Origin of the sequence: Pseudomonas hormoni (assembly GCF_018502625.1) — a bacterium.
Lineage (GTDB): Bacteria > Pseudomonadota > Gammaproteobacteria > Pseudomonadales > Pseudomonadaceae > Aquipseudomonas > Aquipseudomonas hormoni.
The window spans coordinates 5,957,848-5,973,294 of sequence record NZ_CP075566.1 but is presented as its reverse complement, the minus strand read 5'-3'; the positions used below and the strand labels follow the sequence as shown (position 1 = coordinate 5,973,294).

The 15,447-nt window shown below is 59.1% G+C and carries 14 protein-coding genes and 1 pseudogene; 8 read left to right on the top strand and 7 right to left on the bottom strand.

Annotated features, from left to right (window positions below; all coding sequences use genetic code 11):
- The first annotated feature begins 66 nt into the window (after positions 1-66).
- The 3 genes from fdhD to KJF94_RS27780 all read left to right on the top strand — a co-directional run bounded on the left by fdhD (position 67) and on the right by KJF94_RS27780 (position 4,074).
- The gene (gene fdhD, locus KJF94_RS27790; protein WP_214380186.1) at positions 67-906 is read left to right on the top strand and encodes a formate dehydrogenase accessory sulfurtransferase FdhD; all 840 of its coding nucleotides are present in this window, start codon (positions 67-69) and stop codon (positions 904-906) included.
- Positions 903-3,251 carry an FdhF/YdeP family oxidoreductase gene (locus tag KJF94_RS27785; protein WP_214380185.1) on the top strand — a complete coding sequence of 783 codons (2,349 nt, stop codon included), beginning with the start codon at positions 903-905 and terminating at the stop codon, positions 3,249-3,251. The genes fdhD and KJF94_RS27785 overlap by 4 nt, the downstream gene beginning before the upstream one ends.
- 349 nt (positions 3,252-3,600) lie before the next feature.
- Positions 3,601-4,074 (top strand): glycine zipper domain-containing protein, encoded by a 474-nt coding sequence (locus KJF94_RS27780; protein ID WP_214380184.1) that lies wholly within the window; start codon positions 3,601-3,603, stop codon positions 4,072-4,074.
- 69 nt (positions 4,075-4,143) lie between these two features.
- Here the strand turns inward: KJF94_RS27780 and KJF94_RS27775 are convergent, their stop codons facing one another.
- From KJF94_RS27775 to KJF94_RS27760, 4 genes are all read right to left on the bottom strand, one after another.
- Positions 4,144-4,575, bottom strand: coding sequence for an acyl-CoA thioesterase (locus KJF94_RS27775; protein ID WP_214380183.1), 432 nt, complete (start codon positions 4,573-4,575; stop codon positions 4,144-4,146).
- Between the two features lie 181 nt (positions 4,576-4,756).
- The gene (locus KJF94_RS27770; RefSeq protein ID WP_214380182.1) at positions 4,757-5,983 is read right to left on the bottom strand and encodes a 3-hydroxyacyl-CoA dehydrogenase; all 1,227 of its coding nucleotides are present in this window, start codon (positions 5,981-5,983) and stop codon (positions 4,757-4,759) included.
- Positions 5,984-6,211: 228 nt separating this feature from the next.
- Positions 6,212-8,146: a RecQ family ATP-dependent DNA helicase gene (locus KJF94_RS27765; RefSeq protein WP_214380181.1), complete on the bottom strand. Its 1,935-nt coding sequence runs from the start codon at positions 8,144-8,146 to the stop codon at positions 6,212-6,214.
- Positions 8,147-8,397: 251 nt separating this feature from the next.
- Positions 8,398-8,901, bottom strand: coding sequence for a polysaccharide deacetylase (locus tag KJF94_RS27760; RefSeq protein ID WP_214380180.1), 504 nt, complete (start codon positions 8,899-8,901; stop codon positions 8,398-8,400).
- A 294-nt stretch (positions 8,902-9,195) separates the two neighbouring features.
- Between KJF94_RS27760 and KJF94_RS27755 the strand changes: the two genes are divergently transcribed.
- The 3 genes from KJF94_RS27755 (at position 9,196) to KJF94_RS27745 (ending at position 10,801) form a co-directional block, all read left to right on the top strand.
- Positions 9,196-9,471, top strand: coding sequence for a hypothetical protein (locus KJF94_RS27755; RefSeq protein WP_214380179.1), 276 nt, complete (start codon positions 9,196-9,198; stop codon positions 9,469-9,471).
- 433 nt (positions 9,472-9,904) lie between these two features.
- Complete coding sequence (locus tag KJF94_RS27750; protein WP_214380178.1) at positions 9,905-10,201, top strand: hypothetical protein; 297 nt, start codon at positions 9,905-9,907, stop codon at positions 10,199-10,201.
- 246 nt (positions 10,202-10,447) lie between these two features.
- The gene (locus tag KJF94_RS27745; RefSeq protein ID WP_214384966.1) at positions 10,448-10,801 is read left to right on the top strand and encodes a DUF1493 family protein; all 354 of its coding nucleotides are present in this window, start codon (positions 10,448-10,450) and stop codon (positions 10,799-10,801) included.
- Between the two features lie 142 nt (positions 10,802-10,943).
- On the opposite strand, the gene KJF94_RS27740 is transcribed toward KJF94_RS27745, so the two are convergent.
- Positions 10,944-12,485 (bottom strand): phosphoenolpyruvate carboxykinase, encoded by a 1,542-nt coding sequence (locus KJF94_RS27740; RefSeq protein ID WP_214380177.1) that lies wholly within the window; start codon positions 12,483-12,485, stop codon positions 10,944-10,946.
- A 179-nt stretch (positions 12,486-12,664) separates the two neighbouring features.
- On the bottom strand, positions 12,665-13,567 hold the full coding sequence (hslO, locus tag KJF94_RS27735; RefSeq protein WP_214380176.1) for an Hsp33 family molecular chaperone HslO: 903 nt from the start codon (positions 13,565-13,567) through the stop codon (positions 12,665-12,667).
- A 102-nt stretch (positions 13,568-13,669) separates the two neighbouring features.
- Here hslO and KJF94_RS27730 point away from each other — a divergent pair.
- Positions 13,670-13,930 (top strand): annotated as a pseudogene (locus KJF94_RS27730) (phosphatase PAP2 family protein); the annotation flags it as partial.
- A gap of 209 nt (positions 13,931-14,139) precedes the next feature.
- Here the strand turns inward: KJF94_RS27730 and KJF94_RS27725 are convergent.
- The gene (locus tag KJF94_RS27725; RefSeq protein WP_149631725.1) at positions 14,140-14,547 is read right to left on the bottom strand and encodes an RNA-binding S4 domain-containing protein; all 408 of its coding nucleotides are present in this window, start codon (positions 14,545-14,547) and stop codon (positions 14,140-14,142) included.
- A gap of 116 nt (positions 14,548-14,663) precedes the next feature.
- Here KJF94_RS27725 and rimA point away from each other — a divergent pair, with 116 nt between their 5' ends.
- The gene (rimA, locus tag KJF94_RS27720; RefSeq protein ID WP_214380175.1) at positions 14,664-15,443 is read left to right on the top strand and encodes a S6 modification regulatory phosphodiesterase RimA; all 780 of its coding nucleotides are present in this window, start codon (positions 14,664-14,666) and stop codon (positions 15,441-15,443) included.
- The last annotated feature ends 4 nt before the right edge of the window (positions 15,444-15,447 follow it).

The window sequence follows — 15,447 nt, the reverse complement described above, 5'->3', positions numbered from 1 at the left end:
TAGCGATTAGACGCGACAACTTGACGCGCATAGGCTTAAACCTGACTAAACCGTCGGTGAAGCCTCATGAACGCCAAGCGTCCTGTTTGCGCGGCGCCAGCCCTTGAAACGCCCGCGCCCTCCGCCAGCCAAACGTACAGCTACAGCGATCTTCAATACACCGAATCGGCCAGCACCGCGCTGGCCGAAGAAGTCGCGTTGGCGATTGCCTATAACGGCATCAGCCAGGCGGTGATGCTGGTGACGCCGACGGACCTGGAAGACTTCATCGTCGGTTTCAGCCTCGGCAGCGGCATCATCGAAGACGCTGCCGACATTTATGACCTGCAACTCAGCGGCTCGGGTTCGGCGCAGTACGCGCAAGTGACCATCGCCAACCGCGCCTTCTGGAACCTCAAGCAGCAGCGTCGGCAACTGGCCGGCACCAGCGGTTGCGGACTGTGTGGCGTGGAAGCCGTGGAGCAGGCCTTGCCGGATCTCAAAGTGTTGCCCGGCGCGCCCCTGCCACCCGCCGAATGGCTCGACGGCTTGCGCCAGCGCATCGGCGCGTTCCAGCCACTCGGTCAGCATTGCGGCGCGGTGCATGCGGCGGTGTTCATGAACGCCGAAGGCGAATTGCTGCTGGGTCGCGAAGACATTGGCCGACACAACGCCCTCGACAAACTGATTGGCGGGCTGATCCGACAAAAAATCCCGACCACCGGCGGACTGGCGATTGTCACCAGTCGTTGCAGCCTCGAATTGATCCAGAAAGTGTTGCGCGCAGGCATCCAGACCCTCGTCAGCCTGTCGTCGCCCACGGGCCTTGCTGTGCAATGGGCCCGTCGCCATAACCTCAATCTCATCCACCTGCCGCAGAAAAGTGCGCCGCGGGTCTACAGCCCAGCGTTGGAGAATCAAGCGTGAGTCAACACCGTCAAGCCGACCAGACACCCGTCCCCCGTTACAAGCCCTACAAAGGCCCGGCCGGTGGCTGGGGCGCGCTGATCAGCGTTGCCCAGGCCTGGTTGACCAGCGACAACGCGCTGAAAAACCTGCGCATGATGCTCAAGACCAACAAGAACGGAGGCTTTGACTGCCCCGGTTGCGCCTGGGGCGACTCCAATGAAGCCGGCATGGTGGCGTTCTGCGAGAACGGCGCCAAAGCGGTGAACTGGGAAGCGACCAAACGCCGTGTCGACGGCAAGTTCTTCGCCAAACACAGCGTCACTCAGCTGCTGGAGCAGAGCGACTACTGGCTTGAATATCAGGGCCGCCTGACCGAGCCATTGAGGTACAACGCCGAAACCGATCGCTACCAACCGATCAGCTGGGACGATGCGTTTGCCCTGATCGCCAAGCATCTGCGCGGTTTGTCGAGCCCGGATCAGGCCGAGTTCTACACCTCGGGGCGTGCCAGCAACGAAGCGGCGTACCTCTATCAATTGTTCGTGCGCGCCTATGGCACCAACAACTTCCCCGACTGCTCGAACATGTGCCACGAGGCCAGCGGTGTCGCGTTGGCGCAGAGCGTTGGCGTCGGCAAAGGCACCGTGACCTTCGATGACTTCGAACACGCCGATGCGATTTTCGTCTGGGGCCAGAACCCCGGCACCAACCACCCACGGATGCTCGAACCGCTGCGTGAAGCGGTCAAACGTGGCGCGCAAGTGGTGTGCATCAACCCGTTAAAAGAACGGGGACTGGAACGTTTCCAGCACCCGCAACACCCGATCGAAATGCTCACCAATGGCGACAAGCCGACCAACACCGCGTACTTCCGTCCGGCACTGGGCGGCGACATGGCGATCATGCGTGGCATGGCCAAGTTCCTGCTGCAATGGGAGCGCGATGCGCAGAAGGCGGGTGAGCCTGCCGTGTTCGACCACGACTTCCTCAATGAACACAGCGTCAACGTGCTGGAATACCTGGGCGTCGTTGACGACACCTCGTGGGAACAGATCGTCGAGCAATCCGGCCTGCCCCTTGTCGAGATCGAAAAAGCTGCGCGCATGTACGCCAAAGGCAAGAGCGTCATCATGTGCTGGGCCATGGGTATCACCCAGCATCGTCATTCGGTGGCGACCATCCAGGAAATTGCCAACCTGATGCTGCTGCGCGGCAACATCGGCCGGCCGGGTGCAGGCCTGTGCCCGGTGCGTGGCCACAGTAACGTGCAGGGCGACCGGACCATGGGCATCAACGAGCGTCCGCCAGTGGCGTTCCTCGACTCCCTGGAACGTCGCTTCCAGTTCAAGGTGCCGCGTGAAAACGGCCACAACGTGGTTGAAGCGATTCACGCCATGGCCGAAGGTCGGGCAAAAGTGTTCATCGCCCTGGGCGGCAACTTCGCCCAAGCCACCCCCGACAGTCCACGGACCTTCAAGGCCCTGACCAATTGTGACCTGACCGTGCAGATCAGCACCAAGCTCAACCGCAGCCACCTGGCCCACGGTAAAGACGCGCTGATCCTGCCGTGCCTGGGCCGGACCGACATCGACCGGCAAACCGAAGGCCCTCAAGCAGTGACCGTCGAAGACTCGTTCAGCATGGTCCACGCTTCCAATGGCCAGCTGGAGCCGCTGTCGAACCAGATGCGCTCGGAGCCTGCGATTCTTGCCGGTATCGCGGCCGCCACGCTGGGCAGCCATCCGGTGGACTGGAACTGGCTGGTGGCGGACTACAGCCGTATCCGCGACCTGATTGCCGACACCATTCCCAACTTCAAGAATTTCAACGAGAGGATCAAGAACCCTGGTGGCTTTTATCTCGGCAACAGTGCCGGTGCACGTAAATGGAACACCGCGTCAGGCCGGGCCAATTTCCGCCCGAACGTATTGCCCAAGGACCTGGTACACGAACGCACCCGCGCCACTGGCGTATTGCCGGACCTGATCCTGCAGTCGATGCGCTCCCACGATCAATACAACACGACGATCTATGGCCTGAATGACCGTTATCGCGGCGTGAAAGGTCAGCGCGACGTGTTGTTCGTCAACGAAGCCGACATCATTCGCCTGGGCTTCAAGCCGGGACAGAAGGCTGACATCGTGTCGATCTGGGACGATGGCGTTGAGCGTCGGGTGAAGGGCTTCACGCTGCTGGCGTTTGATATTCCTGCGGGGCAGGCTGCCGCGTATTACCCGGAAGTGAACCCGCTGGTGCCGCTGGAGAGCACCGGGGATGGCAGTCATACGCCGACGTCGAAGTTTGTGGCGATTCGGTTGGAGGCGGCGAGTGAGACTGGGTTGATCATGGCCAAATCGGCTTAACTCGCGCCCCCCTGTGGCGAGGGAGCTTGCTCCCGCTCGGCTGCGCAGCAGCCGCTGCTTTTTTTGGGGCCGCTTCGCGACCCAGCGGGAGCAAGCTCCCTCGCCACAAGACGATGTACGCGCCGGATTTTCAGCGGCAAGATAACTTTCCAACCGCCCACAAAAAAGGCCGTTTTTTCACAAAAACGGCCTATCCGAAGTAGCTAAAGACCGGCGAAAAACACTTAAGTTCCGGCTATAAAACAGCAACTTAGGTATATCTTTTGAAGTCGTGTCATTCGTCGGATTTCGATTGTAAGCACCCTGCCTCAGCCTCAGGATCGCGCCGTCATCCCCTTGAGGTTCCTCTATGAAGTTCTCCTCGATTCTCTTGTTGTCCCTTGGCCTGGTCAGTGGCTTAGCTTCTGCCGGAGGCACCACCGAAGCAGGTGTGGGCGGCGCATTGGGCGGGGTTTTGGGCTCGGTCGTCGGGCAATCGTTAGGCGGCAACACAGGTTCAACCATCGGCGCAGCCCTGGGCGGCGCGGGTGGTAGCGCAGTCGGCGCAGACAAACGCAGCCGTGGCGAAGCGGCCATTGGCGGTGCGTTGGGCGCAGCGGGCGGTAACGTGGTCGGCCGCAGCATGGGCGGCACCACCGGCAGCCTGATCGGCTCCGCGGCAGGTGGCGGCGCCGGTGGCGCGCTGGGTAACTACATGGGTAACAAGAGCGACGACGAAGACGATCGTCGTGGCCGTGGCGATCGCCGTTCCTACCGTGATGGTCACCATGATCGTGGCCACCACTACGGCCATCGCAAGCACAAACATCGCTATCGCGACTGAGGCTTGAATCGCCTCGTTTACCGGTAGATCAAAAAATCGCAGCCCACAGGCTGCGATTTTTTTTGCCCGTCAAACCGCCAACCGCTCCAGCGCCCCGCGTAACCCGGCAGGAATCGCCACCGGCTGATTCGACGTCCGATCCACAAACACATGCACGAAACGCCCTGCCGCACAGGCTTCGTCTTCACCGGCCTTGAACACTGCCAGTTCGTATTGCACAGAGCTGTTGCCCAACTTGCCCACCCGCAAACCGATCTCGATCCGGTCGGGGAAAGCGATGGAGGCAAAGTAATCACAAGCCGAACTCACGACAAAACCCACGACTTCGCCATCATGAATATCGAGGCCGCCGACTTCGATCAGATAGGTGTTCACCGCAGTGTCGAAAAAGCTGTAGTAGGTGACGTTGTTGACGTGACCGTAGGCATCGTTGTCGTGCCAGCGAGTGGTGATGGGCTGGAAGTGCGGGTAGTCGGTGCGTTGGGGCATCGGGTTGGACATCAATGTCGGTTCCTTGAGTTGGGTTGCGAGTTTAAGGCGAAAACCGCGTTATCGTTCATCGCGAGCAAGTCGAATCGTCGCACCGCCGCTCCCACATTGAATCTCGGCCGAACGCGAAATAAGTGTTCGACGAAGATCAACTGTGGGAGCGAGCCTGCTCGCGATGGCGTCATTAGAGACGCTACAAATCAGCAAACCCTTTACCCACCACCGCCAACTCCCCAATCAACCGCGCCGGCTGCCAGTGATCACCCTGCCGGGTTTCAAGCGCCAACAACCGCTGATGAATGTCCGCCAACCCCTGCTGATCCGCCCAGGCCATCGGCCCGCCCTTGTCCGCGGGGAAGCCATAGCCGTTGAGGTACACCAGATCGATGTCATGCGCCGATTCGGCAATCCCTTCCTGAAGGATCTTCGCCCCCTCGTTGACCAGCGCCAGCAAACAGCGCTCCAGAATTTCCTCAGGTCCGATCTCGCGACGCTGGAAGCCCAATCCTTCGCTGACTGCCAGCACCAGCGCATCCACCTCCACATCGTGCTCAGCCTGGCGACTGCCCGCTTCGTAGTGGTAATAACCGTTGCCACTCTTCTGGCCGAAACGCCCCAGTTCGCACAGGCGGTTATCCACCTGGACCTGCGGCGCATCCTGCCCGACACCGGCCAGTTCCCGAGCGCGCCATTGCAGGTCGATGCCGACCACATCGAACATGCGAAACGGCCCCATGGCGAAACCGAAGCCCTGCAGCGCCGCATCCACCTGATAGGGATAAGCGCCCTCAAGCAGCATCTTGCGCGCTTCGAGCACATAGGTATTGAGCATGCGGTTGCCGATGAACCCCTCGCAATTGCCCGACACCACGCTGACCTTGCCCATGCGCTTGCCCAGTTCCAGCGCGGCATCCAGCACCGTCGGCGCAGTCTGTGCGCCACGAACGATTTCCAGCAATTTCATGATGTGCGCCGGGCTGAAGAAGTGCAGGCCCAGCACTTGTTGCGGACGGCGAGTGGCCGCGGCGATCGCGTCGATATCCAGCGCCGACGTGTTGCTGGCCAGAATGGCTTCCGGTTTGAGCAGGCCATCCAGTTCACGGAAGATTTTCTGCTTGAGCTCGAGGTTTTCGTACACCGCTTCAATCACCAGATCGACATCGCGGATCGCCGCGTAATCGGCAGCGGCTGTGATCCGTGCAATACGAGCATCCGCCTCGGCCTGATCGATCCGGCCCTGACGCACGTTGTGCGCGCAGGTCTCGGCCACGGCGACCAGCGCCTGCTCAAGCATCTGCGGATTGTTATCCACCCACTGCACCGGCACCCCGGCGTTGGCCAGGCACATGACAATGCCACGGCCCATGGTGCCCGCACCGATGACGGCGGCGCGCTGAATGTTGAATGGTGTCTGGCTCATGGTTGTTCTCTTGTTGGCGATCCAAAGACAGCCCTCACCATAGTCAGCCACCGGGCTTTTTTGAAATTTATTCCTGTGATGGGGGACATTCAGCGGATGGATCTACATCTGCCAAACGCTGGGGTCCCTGTGGGAGCGAGCTTGCTCGCGATTGCGGACTGACATTCAACATTGATGCTGAATGTGATGACTTCATCGCGAGCAGGCTCGCTCCCACAGAGGCCCGGTTCAACCTGAAAGATGTTGTTCAGCCCAACTCCGCACTTCGCCATACGGATAATCCTCCAGCGCCGCAAACCCCGGAATCGACCGTGCCTTGAGCTTGGTAAACAGCGGCACGCTGATCCCGCACAAAAACCGTGTCACGCGTTCGGCAGAAGGAACACTGCCCACGTGCTGCTCATGCTTGTGGATAAAATCACCGCACAGCGCCTCGAAGTTTTTATCCACAAGCGCCGGTAACTCCGGTGGTGCGGGCAGTCGGGCCACATGCCCATAACACACCGAACAATGCCCGCACTGCTGCGGCGCGTTTTCGTCGCCGAAATACTCGGCCAGGCGATAACCCAGGCAGTGCTCGGTGGCGAACAGATCCAGCATGGCGTGGATTCGCGCGATCTCGGTGCGTTCATGCTGGGTGAAATAAGCATGCAGTTCGGCACTCAGTGCCTGACTGTCGAAGTCCGTTTGCAACAGGCTGTAGACCTCGGTCATCTGCTTGCTTTCCAGCTCGACCCAGCCCTTCTCCTGGAAATAATCCAGTGCCTTGACCACGCGATCGCGCTCGGCTCGATGCTGCTGGTACAACGCATCGAAGTTAACCGTGGCCCAAGTCCGCGCCCGAGTGGACGTCTGGATGATTGCCGCCACGAAATCCTTGCGCTCACCCTCGAAGCGGGCCAGCAAGTCTTCCGGCTCCTGCAAATACTTGAAGCGGTACTCGGCGTAGTAAGCGTAACGCGGCGCGATGATTCCACGCAGTTCCAACTGCACTAACAAGGTTTTGAGCGGTAACTGACGAATGTTGCTCTGATCGGCCAACGGCCCCAGCAGAAACTCCCACTGCCCCTCAGGCGCAGTGGCTTGCAACTCGTCGAGCACATGACGAATGCCGTCCAGTTCCGGCGTGTCGCCGTAGACGAAGTTTTCCAGCACGTTGAGGCTGTCGCGGTTGGCCAATACCAGACAGTCAGACGGCTGACCGTCACGCCCGGCGCGACCGATTTCCTGACTGTAGTTTTCGGTGGATTTGGGCAGGTCGAAATGCACCACGTTGCGGATGTCACTCTTGTCGATGCCCATGCCAAACGCGATGGTCGCGACGATGCAATTGGACTGCCCGCCCATAAAGCGCTTTTGAATCGCTTCCCGTTGTTCATGGGGCAAACCGGCGTGATAGGCCTCGGCCTGAATGCCATTGCGAACCAAGTGTTCGGCGATGTGCTCGGCGGTTTTCTGCTGGGTGACGTAGACGATGCTCGGCTGGCCGGGACGTTCGCTCATCCATTCAACCAGGCGCCGGCGTTTGTCCTGACCGCGAACCGGCTCGACCAGCAAGTTGAGGTTCGGCCGATAGAAACCGGTGGTCACCACGTCTTCAGGGGCGATGGCGAATTTCGCCTCCATATCCGCGATCACTTTCGGGGTCGCGGTGGCGGTCAGCAACAACGCCTGAGGGATGTTGAACTGGCGCTGGTAGTCCGGGAGTTTGAGGTAGTCGGGGCGGAAGTTATGGCCCCACTCCGAGATGCAATGCGCCTCGTCCACCACCAGCAGCGAGATCGGCACCTGCTGCAAAAAATTGCGGAAGCGCTCGTTCTTCAGGCGTTCCACGGAAATCATCAGAATCTTCAACTCGCCGGACTTGGCGCGGGCCATCACATCGCTGGCGTCGTCGCGGCTCTGGGCCGAGTCGATACTGCCCGCCGCGATACCGTGTCGCTGCAGAAACGCCAACTGATCCTGCATCAATGCCAACAACGGCGAGACCACCAGCGTCAGGTGCGGCAGCAACACCGCCGACATCTGGTAACACAGGGACTTGCCTGAACCCGTGGGGAAAATCGCTGCCGCCGAGCGCCCGGCGAGCACCGCGCTGATCGCCGCCTCCTGGCCGGGCCGAAACTGTGGATAACCGAAAACCTGTTCCAGGGTGTTGTGCATAAGCTGTCACTCCGTTGACCGCTGCGAAGCCCAAAGCCTAGCCGGTGATCGCAGCGAGTCGAGAAAAGGTCGGGGGCAAAAACGATACGGAATGATACAGCGGATGGTGCGGGGGGATGGCAGGGTGAAGACAGTTGCTCCCACATTTGATCTTCAGTGAACCTGAATTTTGTGCACAACCGAGAACAAATGTGGGAGCGAGCCTGCTCGCGATGAGGCCAGCCCATTCACCACAATAATCATGAAACTACTCAGGGCACCAACACCGCCACCCGCAGCTGCTCATTCAACGCCTGCTCATGAAACACCTGGCTCTTGCTCGCCCACGCCGCATGGGCCGGGCTGATTTCACCGGTGAACGCCGCCGCCAACTGACGCAAATCAGCGACGCTTCGCACACGCGGGCAGAACGGTTCACCGTCGCAGTTTTGGCTGGCGTTGCGGTAGGTGGTCAGCAACCGATCCCAAAGCCCGTCACGCACCTGTCGCACAGACTTGAGTTTCACCGCCTGCACGCCCAGACGCTGTTTCAGACCCTGCTCATCCAGCGCTTCACTGGCCAACAGCGCCTTGCCGAACATCAACACCTCGGCGCGGGAGGCGGTGTCCATGTTCGCCTGAGTGGTGAGCGCGTCCGGCCAGCCAGTGCGGTCCATGTTGGCCAGCACCATCGAGTTACCCGCGTCGGCCGCGCCGGTCAAACGACAAGCACCCGCCCATAACAACAAAACCGAGGCCATACGTAGCCACTGCATACCTAATTCCCTTTAAGTGCTTAACCAGGCATTTTCGAAATGCCCTACAGATTCTGGCGCGCACGATACAGAGGTTTGCTGCGCTGCGCCTGACAAACACGTAGGAAATTTCACCTGTAAGGGTTTTGATCAAAAAATCTCGGGAAACGCGTAGGGCTAATACCCGAAGACCAGTAAATCCCCTACAAGCTGTGTCGATTGCGGCCGTATTGCCGCAACGCGTCGTCCGCTTCATAGTTTTCGGCGCGGCTGAAACAGTGTCGGCCTGCCAGACTTCCTACAGGACTGACCCAGATGCAAGACCGCTATCGCCCACTCAAAAGCCGCTACAGCGACACCCCGGTCCTGGTCATTGACACCGAGGCCGACCCGCACGAAATCCTCGACGCCGCCCGACAGCGCATCCGCGCCGCCAGCGACCTGCTCGAAACGCTGTACTGCCTGTGCTTCAAACAGGCGGACGCAAGCGACATTCCCAACATCGTCAACGCCCTCTACCTGCTGACCCAGGACGGCAACGAACTCCTCGACATCGCCCGCCAACGCCTCCCAAAAATCACCGCTGGTTAATGCCCACCACACATCCCTGTAGGAGCGAGGCTTGCCCGCGAAGAACGACAACGCGGTGTGCCTGGGAAGAAGTAAACGAAGAAATTCACTTGGGGATGAGTCCGTAGGCAACGCCCTATCAAAGCTTCATCCCGGTCCTACAACAGAAGACACCTTGTCGCCTATCGCCAACCGGCGGCTCGTATCTATAGTCGGACTGTCGCTGCCAAATCAGCGACTCGGGTTTGGTCACCTGAATTTGAGAGAAAACTTACGCATGCCCTTGTATGCTGCCGACTTCTTTTGTGTCGGCACGCTTTATGGCGGCTGTGTTTGGGACGCTTCCGCGTACCCGGGTTTTCTCTCCCTGGTTGACCAACCTGAACACAGTCCGCCACCCATCGTTTGGTCACGATGGCAGCGGTTCTCCAGATAAATAAAAGAGAACAACCAAATGAATAAACTTAATCCATTCCCCGATCGCTACCGCCCACTCAAAACCAACCTAACCGATACCCCGGCCCTGATCATCGACACTGAGGCCAACCCCCAAGACCTCCTCGAAGCCGCCCTCCAGCGTGTCCGAGCCTCCAGCGAACTGCTCCGAACCCTGCACTGCCAATGCTTCGAGCAAGGCGATCTCGAAGACATCCCCCACATCACCCACGCGCTCTGCCTGTTGGCCCAAGACGGCTGCGACCTGCTCAAAGTCGCCCAACAACGAATGATGGGCTGGAAAGCCCCCGCCTGACGTCGAGTGAACTGATCGTTCTCACGTTCTGCGTGAGAACGGTCAAACAGCGCTGAAAGCCGCCATCAAACACCGGAGACAACCATGAGCAAGTTTTTTGATGAGCTGATGGAAAGCGCTCAACAGATGGACGAGATCTTACTGGGTGAGCGTCAACCTTCCCGCGAATCCCACGTTGATGCGTTGCAAGCCAAACAAAATCGCAAGCATATCGATGTGACCCAGGCCAATAAGGGACAACGCACCATGAACCTCGCCCCCAACTTCCCCGACGACCACACCATGCACCTGCTCATGCAGCTGCTGCACGAAGAACTCGGCCTGCCCGAACGCAAAGCCATCAGCCTCACCACCTCGATCAACTTCGACTTAGGTTGCGATGGCGCTGATGCGCGGCATTTGATGGAAGCGCTAGAAGAACAGTTTGGGATCGACTTCATCGACTACGACGCTTATCGCTATTTCCAACCGGAAGGGTTTGATGTGTTTCAAAAGCGCCGGGCGAAGGGGCGCGGTGACAAAGTCCCGCTAACCATCGGAATGCTTTACCAAGCGATCAAAGTGCAACGGTGGGAGACACAGGAATTGGAAGCCATCTAGCCGAGCGCGTAAGTGCCATTATTCTGGTCGTTTAGTGCCTTTTCGACTGGAATAATGGCAGTTACGGTGTGCCTGACAGCCTGAATTGCACCTACAAAAAAGCCGCCCCAAAGGGCGGCTTTTTCATTACATCAAACCAGTCTTACAACTTCGGCCCAGCAGCCTTGATCGCGTCGCTCACTTCGAACTTCTTGAAGTTCTCAACAAACAACCCGGCCAGTGCTTTAGCGGCTTCATCATAAGCAGCCTTGTCGGCCCAGGTATTACGTGGGTTCAACAGGCCAGTCTCAACGCCCGGTACGGCCAGTGGCACGTCGAGGTTGATGGTGTCGAGGTGTTCGGTTTCAGCACCGATCAACGCGCCGCTCTGGATCGCTGCGATCACGCCGCGAGTGGTCGGGATGTTGAAGCGTTTGCCGACGCCGTAGCCGCCGCCGGTCCAGCCGGTGTTGACCAGGTAGACCTTGGAGCCGAAGCCGCGGATGCGTTTGATCAGCAGTTCTGCGTATTCGCCGGCCGGACGCGGGAAGAACGGTGCGCCGAAGCAGGTGGAGAAGGTCGACTTGATGCCGCTGCCGGACCCCATTTCGGTCGAGCCCACCAGTGCGGTGTAGCCGGACAGGAAGTGGTAGGCCGCTTGTTCTTCGCTGAGGATCGACACTGGCGGCAGAACGCCGGTCAGGTCGCAGGTCAGGAAGATCACAGCGTTTGGCTCGCCACCGAGGTTTTTCTCGGAACGCTTGGCAACGTGCTCCAGCGGGTAGGCGGCGCGGCTGTTCTGGGTCAGGCTGACATCGGCGTAGTCGGCGTGCTTGGCGTCGTCGATCACGACGTTTTCCAGGACTGCGCCGTGCTTGATGGCTTTCCAGATGACCGGCTCGTTCTTCTCGGACAGGTCGATGCACTTGGCGTAGCAGCCGCCTTCGATGTTGAAGACAACGCCTTCGCCCCAGCCGTGCTCGTCGTCACCGATCAGGTAACGGCTTTCGTCGGCGGACAGGGTGGTTTTACCGGTGCCGGACAGGCCGAAGAACAGGGTCACGTCGCCCGCTTCGCCGATGTTGGCGGCGCAGTGCATCGGCAGTACGTCGGAAGCCGGCAGCAGGAAGTTCTGCACCGAGAACATGGCTTTTTTCATCTCACCGGCGTAACGCATGCCGGCGATCAGCACTTTCTTCTGTGCGAAGTTGAGGATCACGCAACCGTCGGAGTTGGTGCCATCACGCTCTGGAACGCATTCGAAGTTGGCAACGTTGAGCACTTGCCACTCATCACGGCCAGCCGGGTTGTACTTTTCCGGGTTGATGAACAGGCAACGACCGAACAGGTTCTGCCAGGCAGTCTGGGTGGTCATCTTCACGGCCAGGTAGTGGTCTTCAGACGCACCTACATGCACGTGGGAAACGAAATGCTCTTGCGCGTTGTTGAACGCCTCAACGCGAGCCCACAGGGCATCGAACTTGTCGGCCGGGAACTTGCGGTTGATCGGGCCCCAGGCGATTGCGGCCTGGGTAGTCGGCTCTTCAACGATGAAACGATCGACTGGCGAGCGGCCGGTACGGTGACCGGTGCGAACAACCAGCGCGCCGGTATCGGCAAGCTCGCCTTCACCGCGATTCAGGGCTTCTTTAACCAGATCATCAACACTCAGATCGGTGTACACGGCGTTATTGGCTTGCGTCATGAGGTTCCCCGTCGGCCAGTGGCCGAGTGCTCCAAACGTTTTGTAGTAGAAAGTCGTGCACTACTACCGCGAAAAAAGTGGGCCGGATTATGCCAGAAAAGCCCAAAAAAAGTAGGGCCCTCCCGTCGTAACGGCGTTATTCCGGCACTATCCAGTGAATTTACCTGCGCTGAACCGTTTTAGTGACGGGTATCTGACGGCGTCTCGACACCCGCGCCAGCGAACAATTGACTGATATCGGCGGCATCGAACAGGTAACGCTGATTGCAGAACTGGCAATCGATCTCGATGTGGCCACCGTGTTCGATGACCAATGCCTGGGCATCTTCCTGACCCAAACTGACCAGTGCATTGGCAGATCGTTCGCGCGAGCAGCTGCAACGGAAGCGTAGCTTCTGCACATCAAACAGCCGAACCTGCTCTTCGTGGTAGAGGCGATGGAGCACGGTTTCGTTGTCCAGGCTGAGCAATTCATCGGCGGTCAGGGTGCTGGCGAGTGCAGTGACATGCTGCCAACTGGCGGCGCGTTCTTCTTCGTCTTTCAGACGGTCGGCGGGCAACTGCTGCAGCAACAGGCCACGGGCGCGACGGCCGTCGGCGTACAGCCAGAAACGCGTGCCCACCTGCTGGGACATGACGAAGTAATTAGTGAAGCACTCCGACAGGGTTTCGCCATCCAGGTCGACGATGCCCTGATAGCGCTGGCCTTGGGTCGGGTCGACGGTCAGCGCCAATACGCCGTTGGGCATCAGGTCGGCGAGGGTCGCGTCGGGGGCGATCTGGTCGGCCTCGTAACGGGCGAGGCCACGGATTTCGCGCTCACTGGAGCATTCGATCATCAGCAACGGCACCGGGCCGTCGGAGCGGGCCTGGAGAATCAGCAAACCATCGAACTTCAACGCGCCGACCAGCAACGACGCCGCGGCCATCAGTTCGCCGAGCAGTTGTTTTACCGGCTCCGGGTAAGCGTGTTTGGCGAGGACTTCGGCGTAGCTGCGCTCCAACGACACCAGTTCGCCGCGAGTGTCGCTGTCATCGAAGATGAAGCGTTGGGTGTAGTCGGTATCCGGTAGATCGGTCATAGGTCTGGGTATCTGAAGTGATGACAAAATAATTACAAAACTTGAAAATTGCGCCTCCGCGGCACTGTTTTGGTGCGCGATGTTCAGCCAAGGAGGCATTTTATGAACAATCCGGGTTTGTTCCAAGCAAGGTGGAACGCCCGCCGGTTGGCGTTCTGCAATGTTGTGCCTCTGGCACTGCTGGCCTTCTGGTTATGGCCTACGGGTCAGAGGCTGTGTGTGATTTTCGACGAGTGGCTGTTTCACCACCTCAATTCGCCGCTGGCGAATAACCCGATATGGCTGCACATCTGGGCAATTGCAAGTCTGCGACTGGTGATCTGGGGGCTGGCGTTGTTTGGGCTGCTGGGGAAATGCCTGTGGTTTCGCGGATGAGTGGTGCGGCTGCAAGCTAATGACTTGATGCCATCCCTGTGGCGAGGGAGCTTGCTCCCGCTCGGCTGCGCAGCAGCCGCAAATCCAGGCGACTGTGTTCTTGTTGTAAGAATGCGGTTGCCAGGATCAGGAGTCCTTCGCCTTGTAGCGCTAGCCCGGTCCAGCGGGAGCAAGCTCCCTCGCCACAAAAGCGATGACTACTCGTCGTTACTGCTCCCACGAAACTTAAACAAATCCCGCCGCTGTTTCTTGCTCGGCTTGCCATCGGTGCTCACGCCCAGCGAGCCGGCCTTGCGCATGGCGGCCGCCGCTTCGCGCTTGGCGATGCTGGCTTCGGTTTCGGCGTACAACGCCTGAGCCTCCGGCGCACCACGGCGCACAATCGATAGTGCCTGGACCACCACCGTGCGTTCCTCAAACCCTGCGCGAATCTGAAACTCGTCACCGATCCTCGGTTCCTTGCCCGGTTTGCAGCGCTCGCCCCGGCAATGCACCTTGCCGCTCTCAATAGCCGCTTTCGCCAAAGCGCGTGTTTTATAAAAACGCGCGGCCCACAACCATTTATCGAGACGGACCTTGTCGTCCTCTTCCTGTTTTTGTGCCACTTGAATTCCTCTTTCCGCCAATAGTCGGAACTGTACTACCGTTTCTGTCGGGCGCAAGAACCCGGCCCTCCAGATAGAATGTGATCAAGGCCGGCTCACCGGCATGGAGTGATCGAGTGACTATATTTCCGGCTTCATTGACCTCGCCTCAGGGCGGTTGCCAGGGCTGTCAGCAAAGTGAACCGCTGGGCTTCGATTTTGCCTTTGCCTACCAACCGATCGTCGACTTGCGGGATCAGTCGATTTTCGCCCACGAAGCCTTGGTACGCGGCGTGTCCGGGGAAGGAGCAATGTCTGTGCTTGAGCAGATTACAGAGGCGAATCGCTACCGCTTCGACCAGCTCTGCCGGACTCGAGCCATTGAGGGAGCGGCCCGTCTAAACATGCAGACACACTTGTCGATCAACTTCATGCCCAACGCTGTATACCGCCCGGAACTCTGTATTCGCAGCACGCTGGAGGCCGCGAAAACACACAACTTCCCCATCGACCGTCTGATTTTCGAAACCCTGGAAAGCGAGCACGTAGATAACTATCGCCATTTGACTAATATTCTGCGTGAATACCGCGAATTCGGCTTCAAGACCGCCATCGACGATTTCGGCGCGGGCTACTCGGGGCTCAATCTGCTGGCTGATTTCCAACCGGACCTGATCAAACTCGACATGGCACTGATCCGCGATGTTGACCGCGATCGTGTTCGTCAGGCTATCGTTCGGGGGATTGTCACAATCTGTGCGGAGTTGGACGTTACAGTCATCGCCGAAGGCATTGAAAGCGCTGGAGAACGGGATTTCCTGGCGGACTGTGGAATTTTTCTGATGCAGGGTTACTGGTTCGCCAAACCTGCATTCAAAGCGTTGGCTCAGGTATCGCCTGAAGCCTGGACGCGATAATCGC

Coding starts and splice junctions, on each gene's coding strand:
- KJF94_RS27745 (WP_214384966.1), top strand. CDS start 10,448: ATGAACCTCGCCCCCAACTTCCCCGACGACCACACCATGCACCTGCTC.
- hslO (WP_214380176.1), bottom strand. CDS start 13,567: ATGACCGATCTACCGGATACCGACTACACCCAACGCTTCATCTTCGAT.
- KJF94_RS27750 (WP_214380178.1), top strand. CDS start 9,905: ATGAATAAACTTAATCCATTCCCCGATCGCTACCGCCCACTCAAAACC.
- KJF94_RS27755 (WP_214380179.1), top strand. CDS start 9,196: ATGCAAGACCGCTATCGCCCACTCAAAAGCCGCTACAGCGACACCCCG.
- KJF94_RS27780 (WP_214380184.1), top strand. CDS start 3,601: ATGAAGTTCTCCTCGATTCTCTTGTTGTCCCTTGGCCTGGTCAGTGGC.
- KJF94_RS27740 (WP_214380177.1), bottom strand. CDS start 12,485: ATGACGCAAGCCAATAACGCCGTGTACACCGATCTGAGTGTTGATGAT.
- KJF94_RS27775 (WP_214380183.1), bottom strand. CDS start 4,575: ATGTCCAACCCGATGCCCCAACGCACCGACTACCCGCACTTCCAGCCC.
- fdhD (WP_214380186.1), top strand. CDS start 67: ATGAACGCCAAGCGTCCTGTTTGCGCGGCGCCAGCCCTTGAAACGCCC.
- KJF94_RS27765 (WP_214380181.1), bottom strand. CDS start 8,146: ATGCACAACACCCTGGAACAGGTTTTCGGTTATCCACAGTTTCGGCCC.
- KJF94_RS27770 (WP_214380182.1), bottom strand. CDS start 5,983: ATGAGCCAGACACCATTCAACATTCAGCGCGCCGCCGTCATCGGTGCG.
- KJF94_RS27760 (WP_214380180.1), bottom strand. CDS start 8,901: ATGCAGTGGCTACGTATGGCCTCGGTTTTGTTGTTATGGGCGGGTGCT.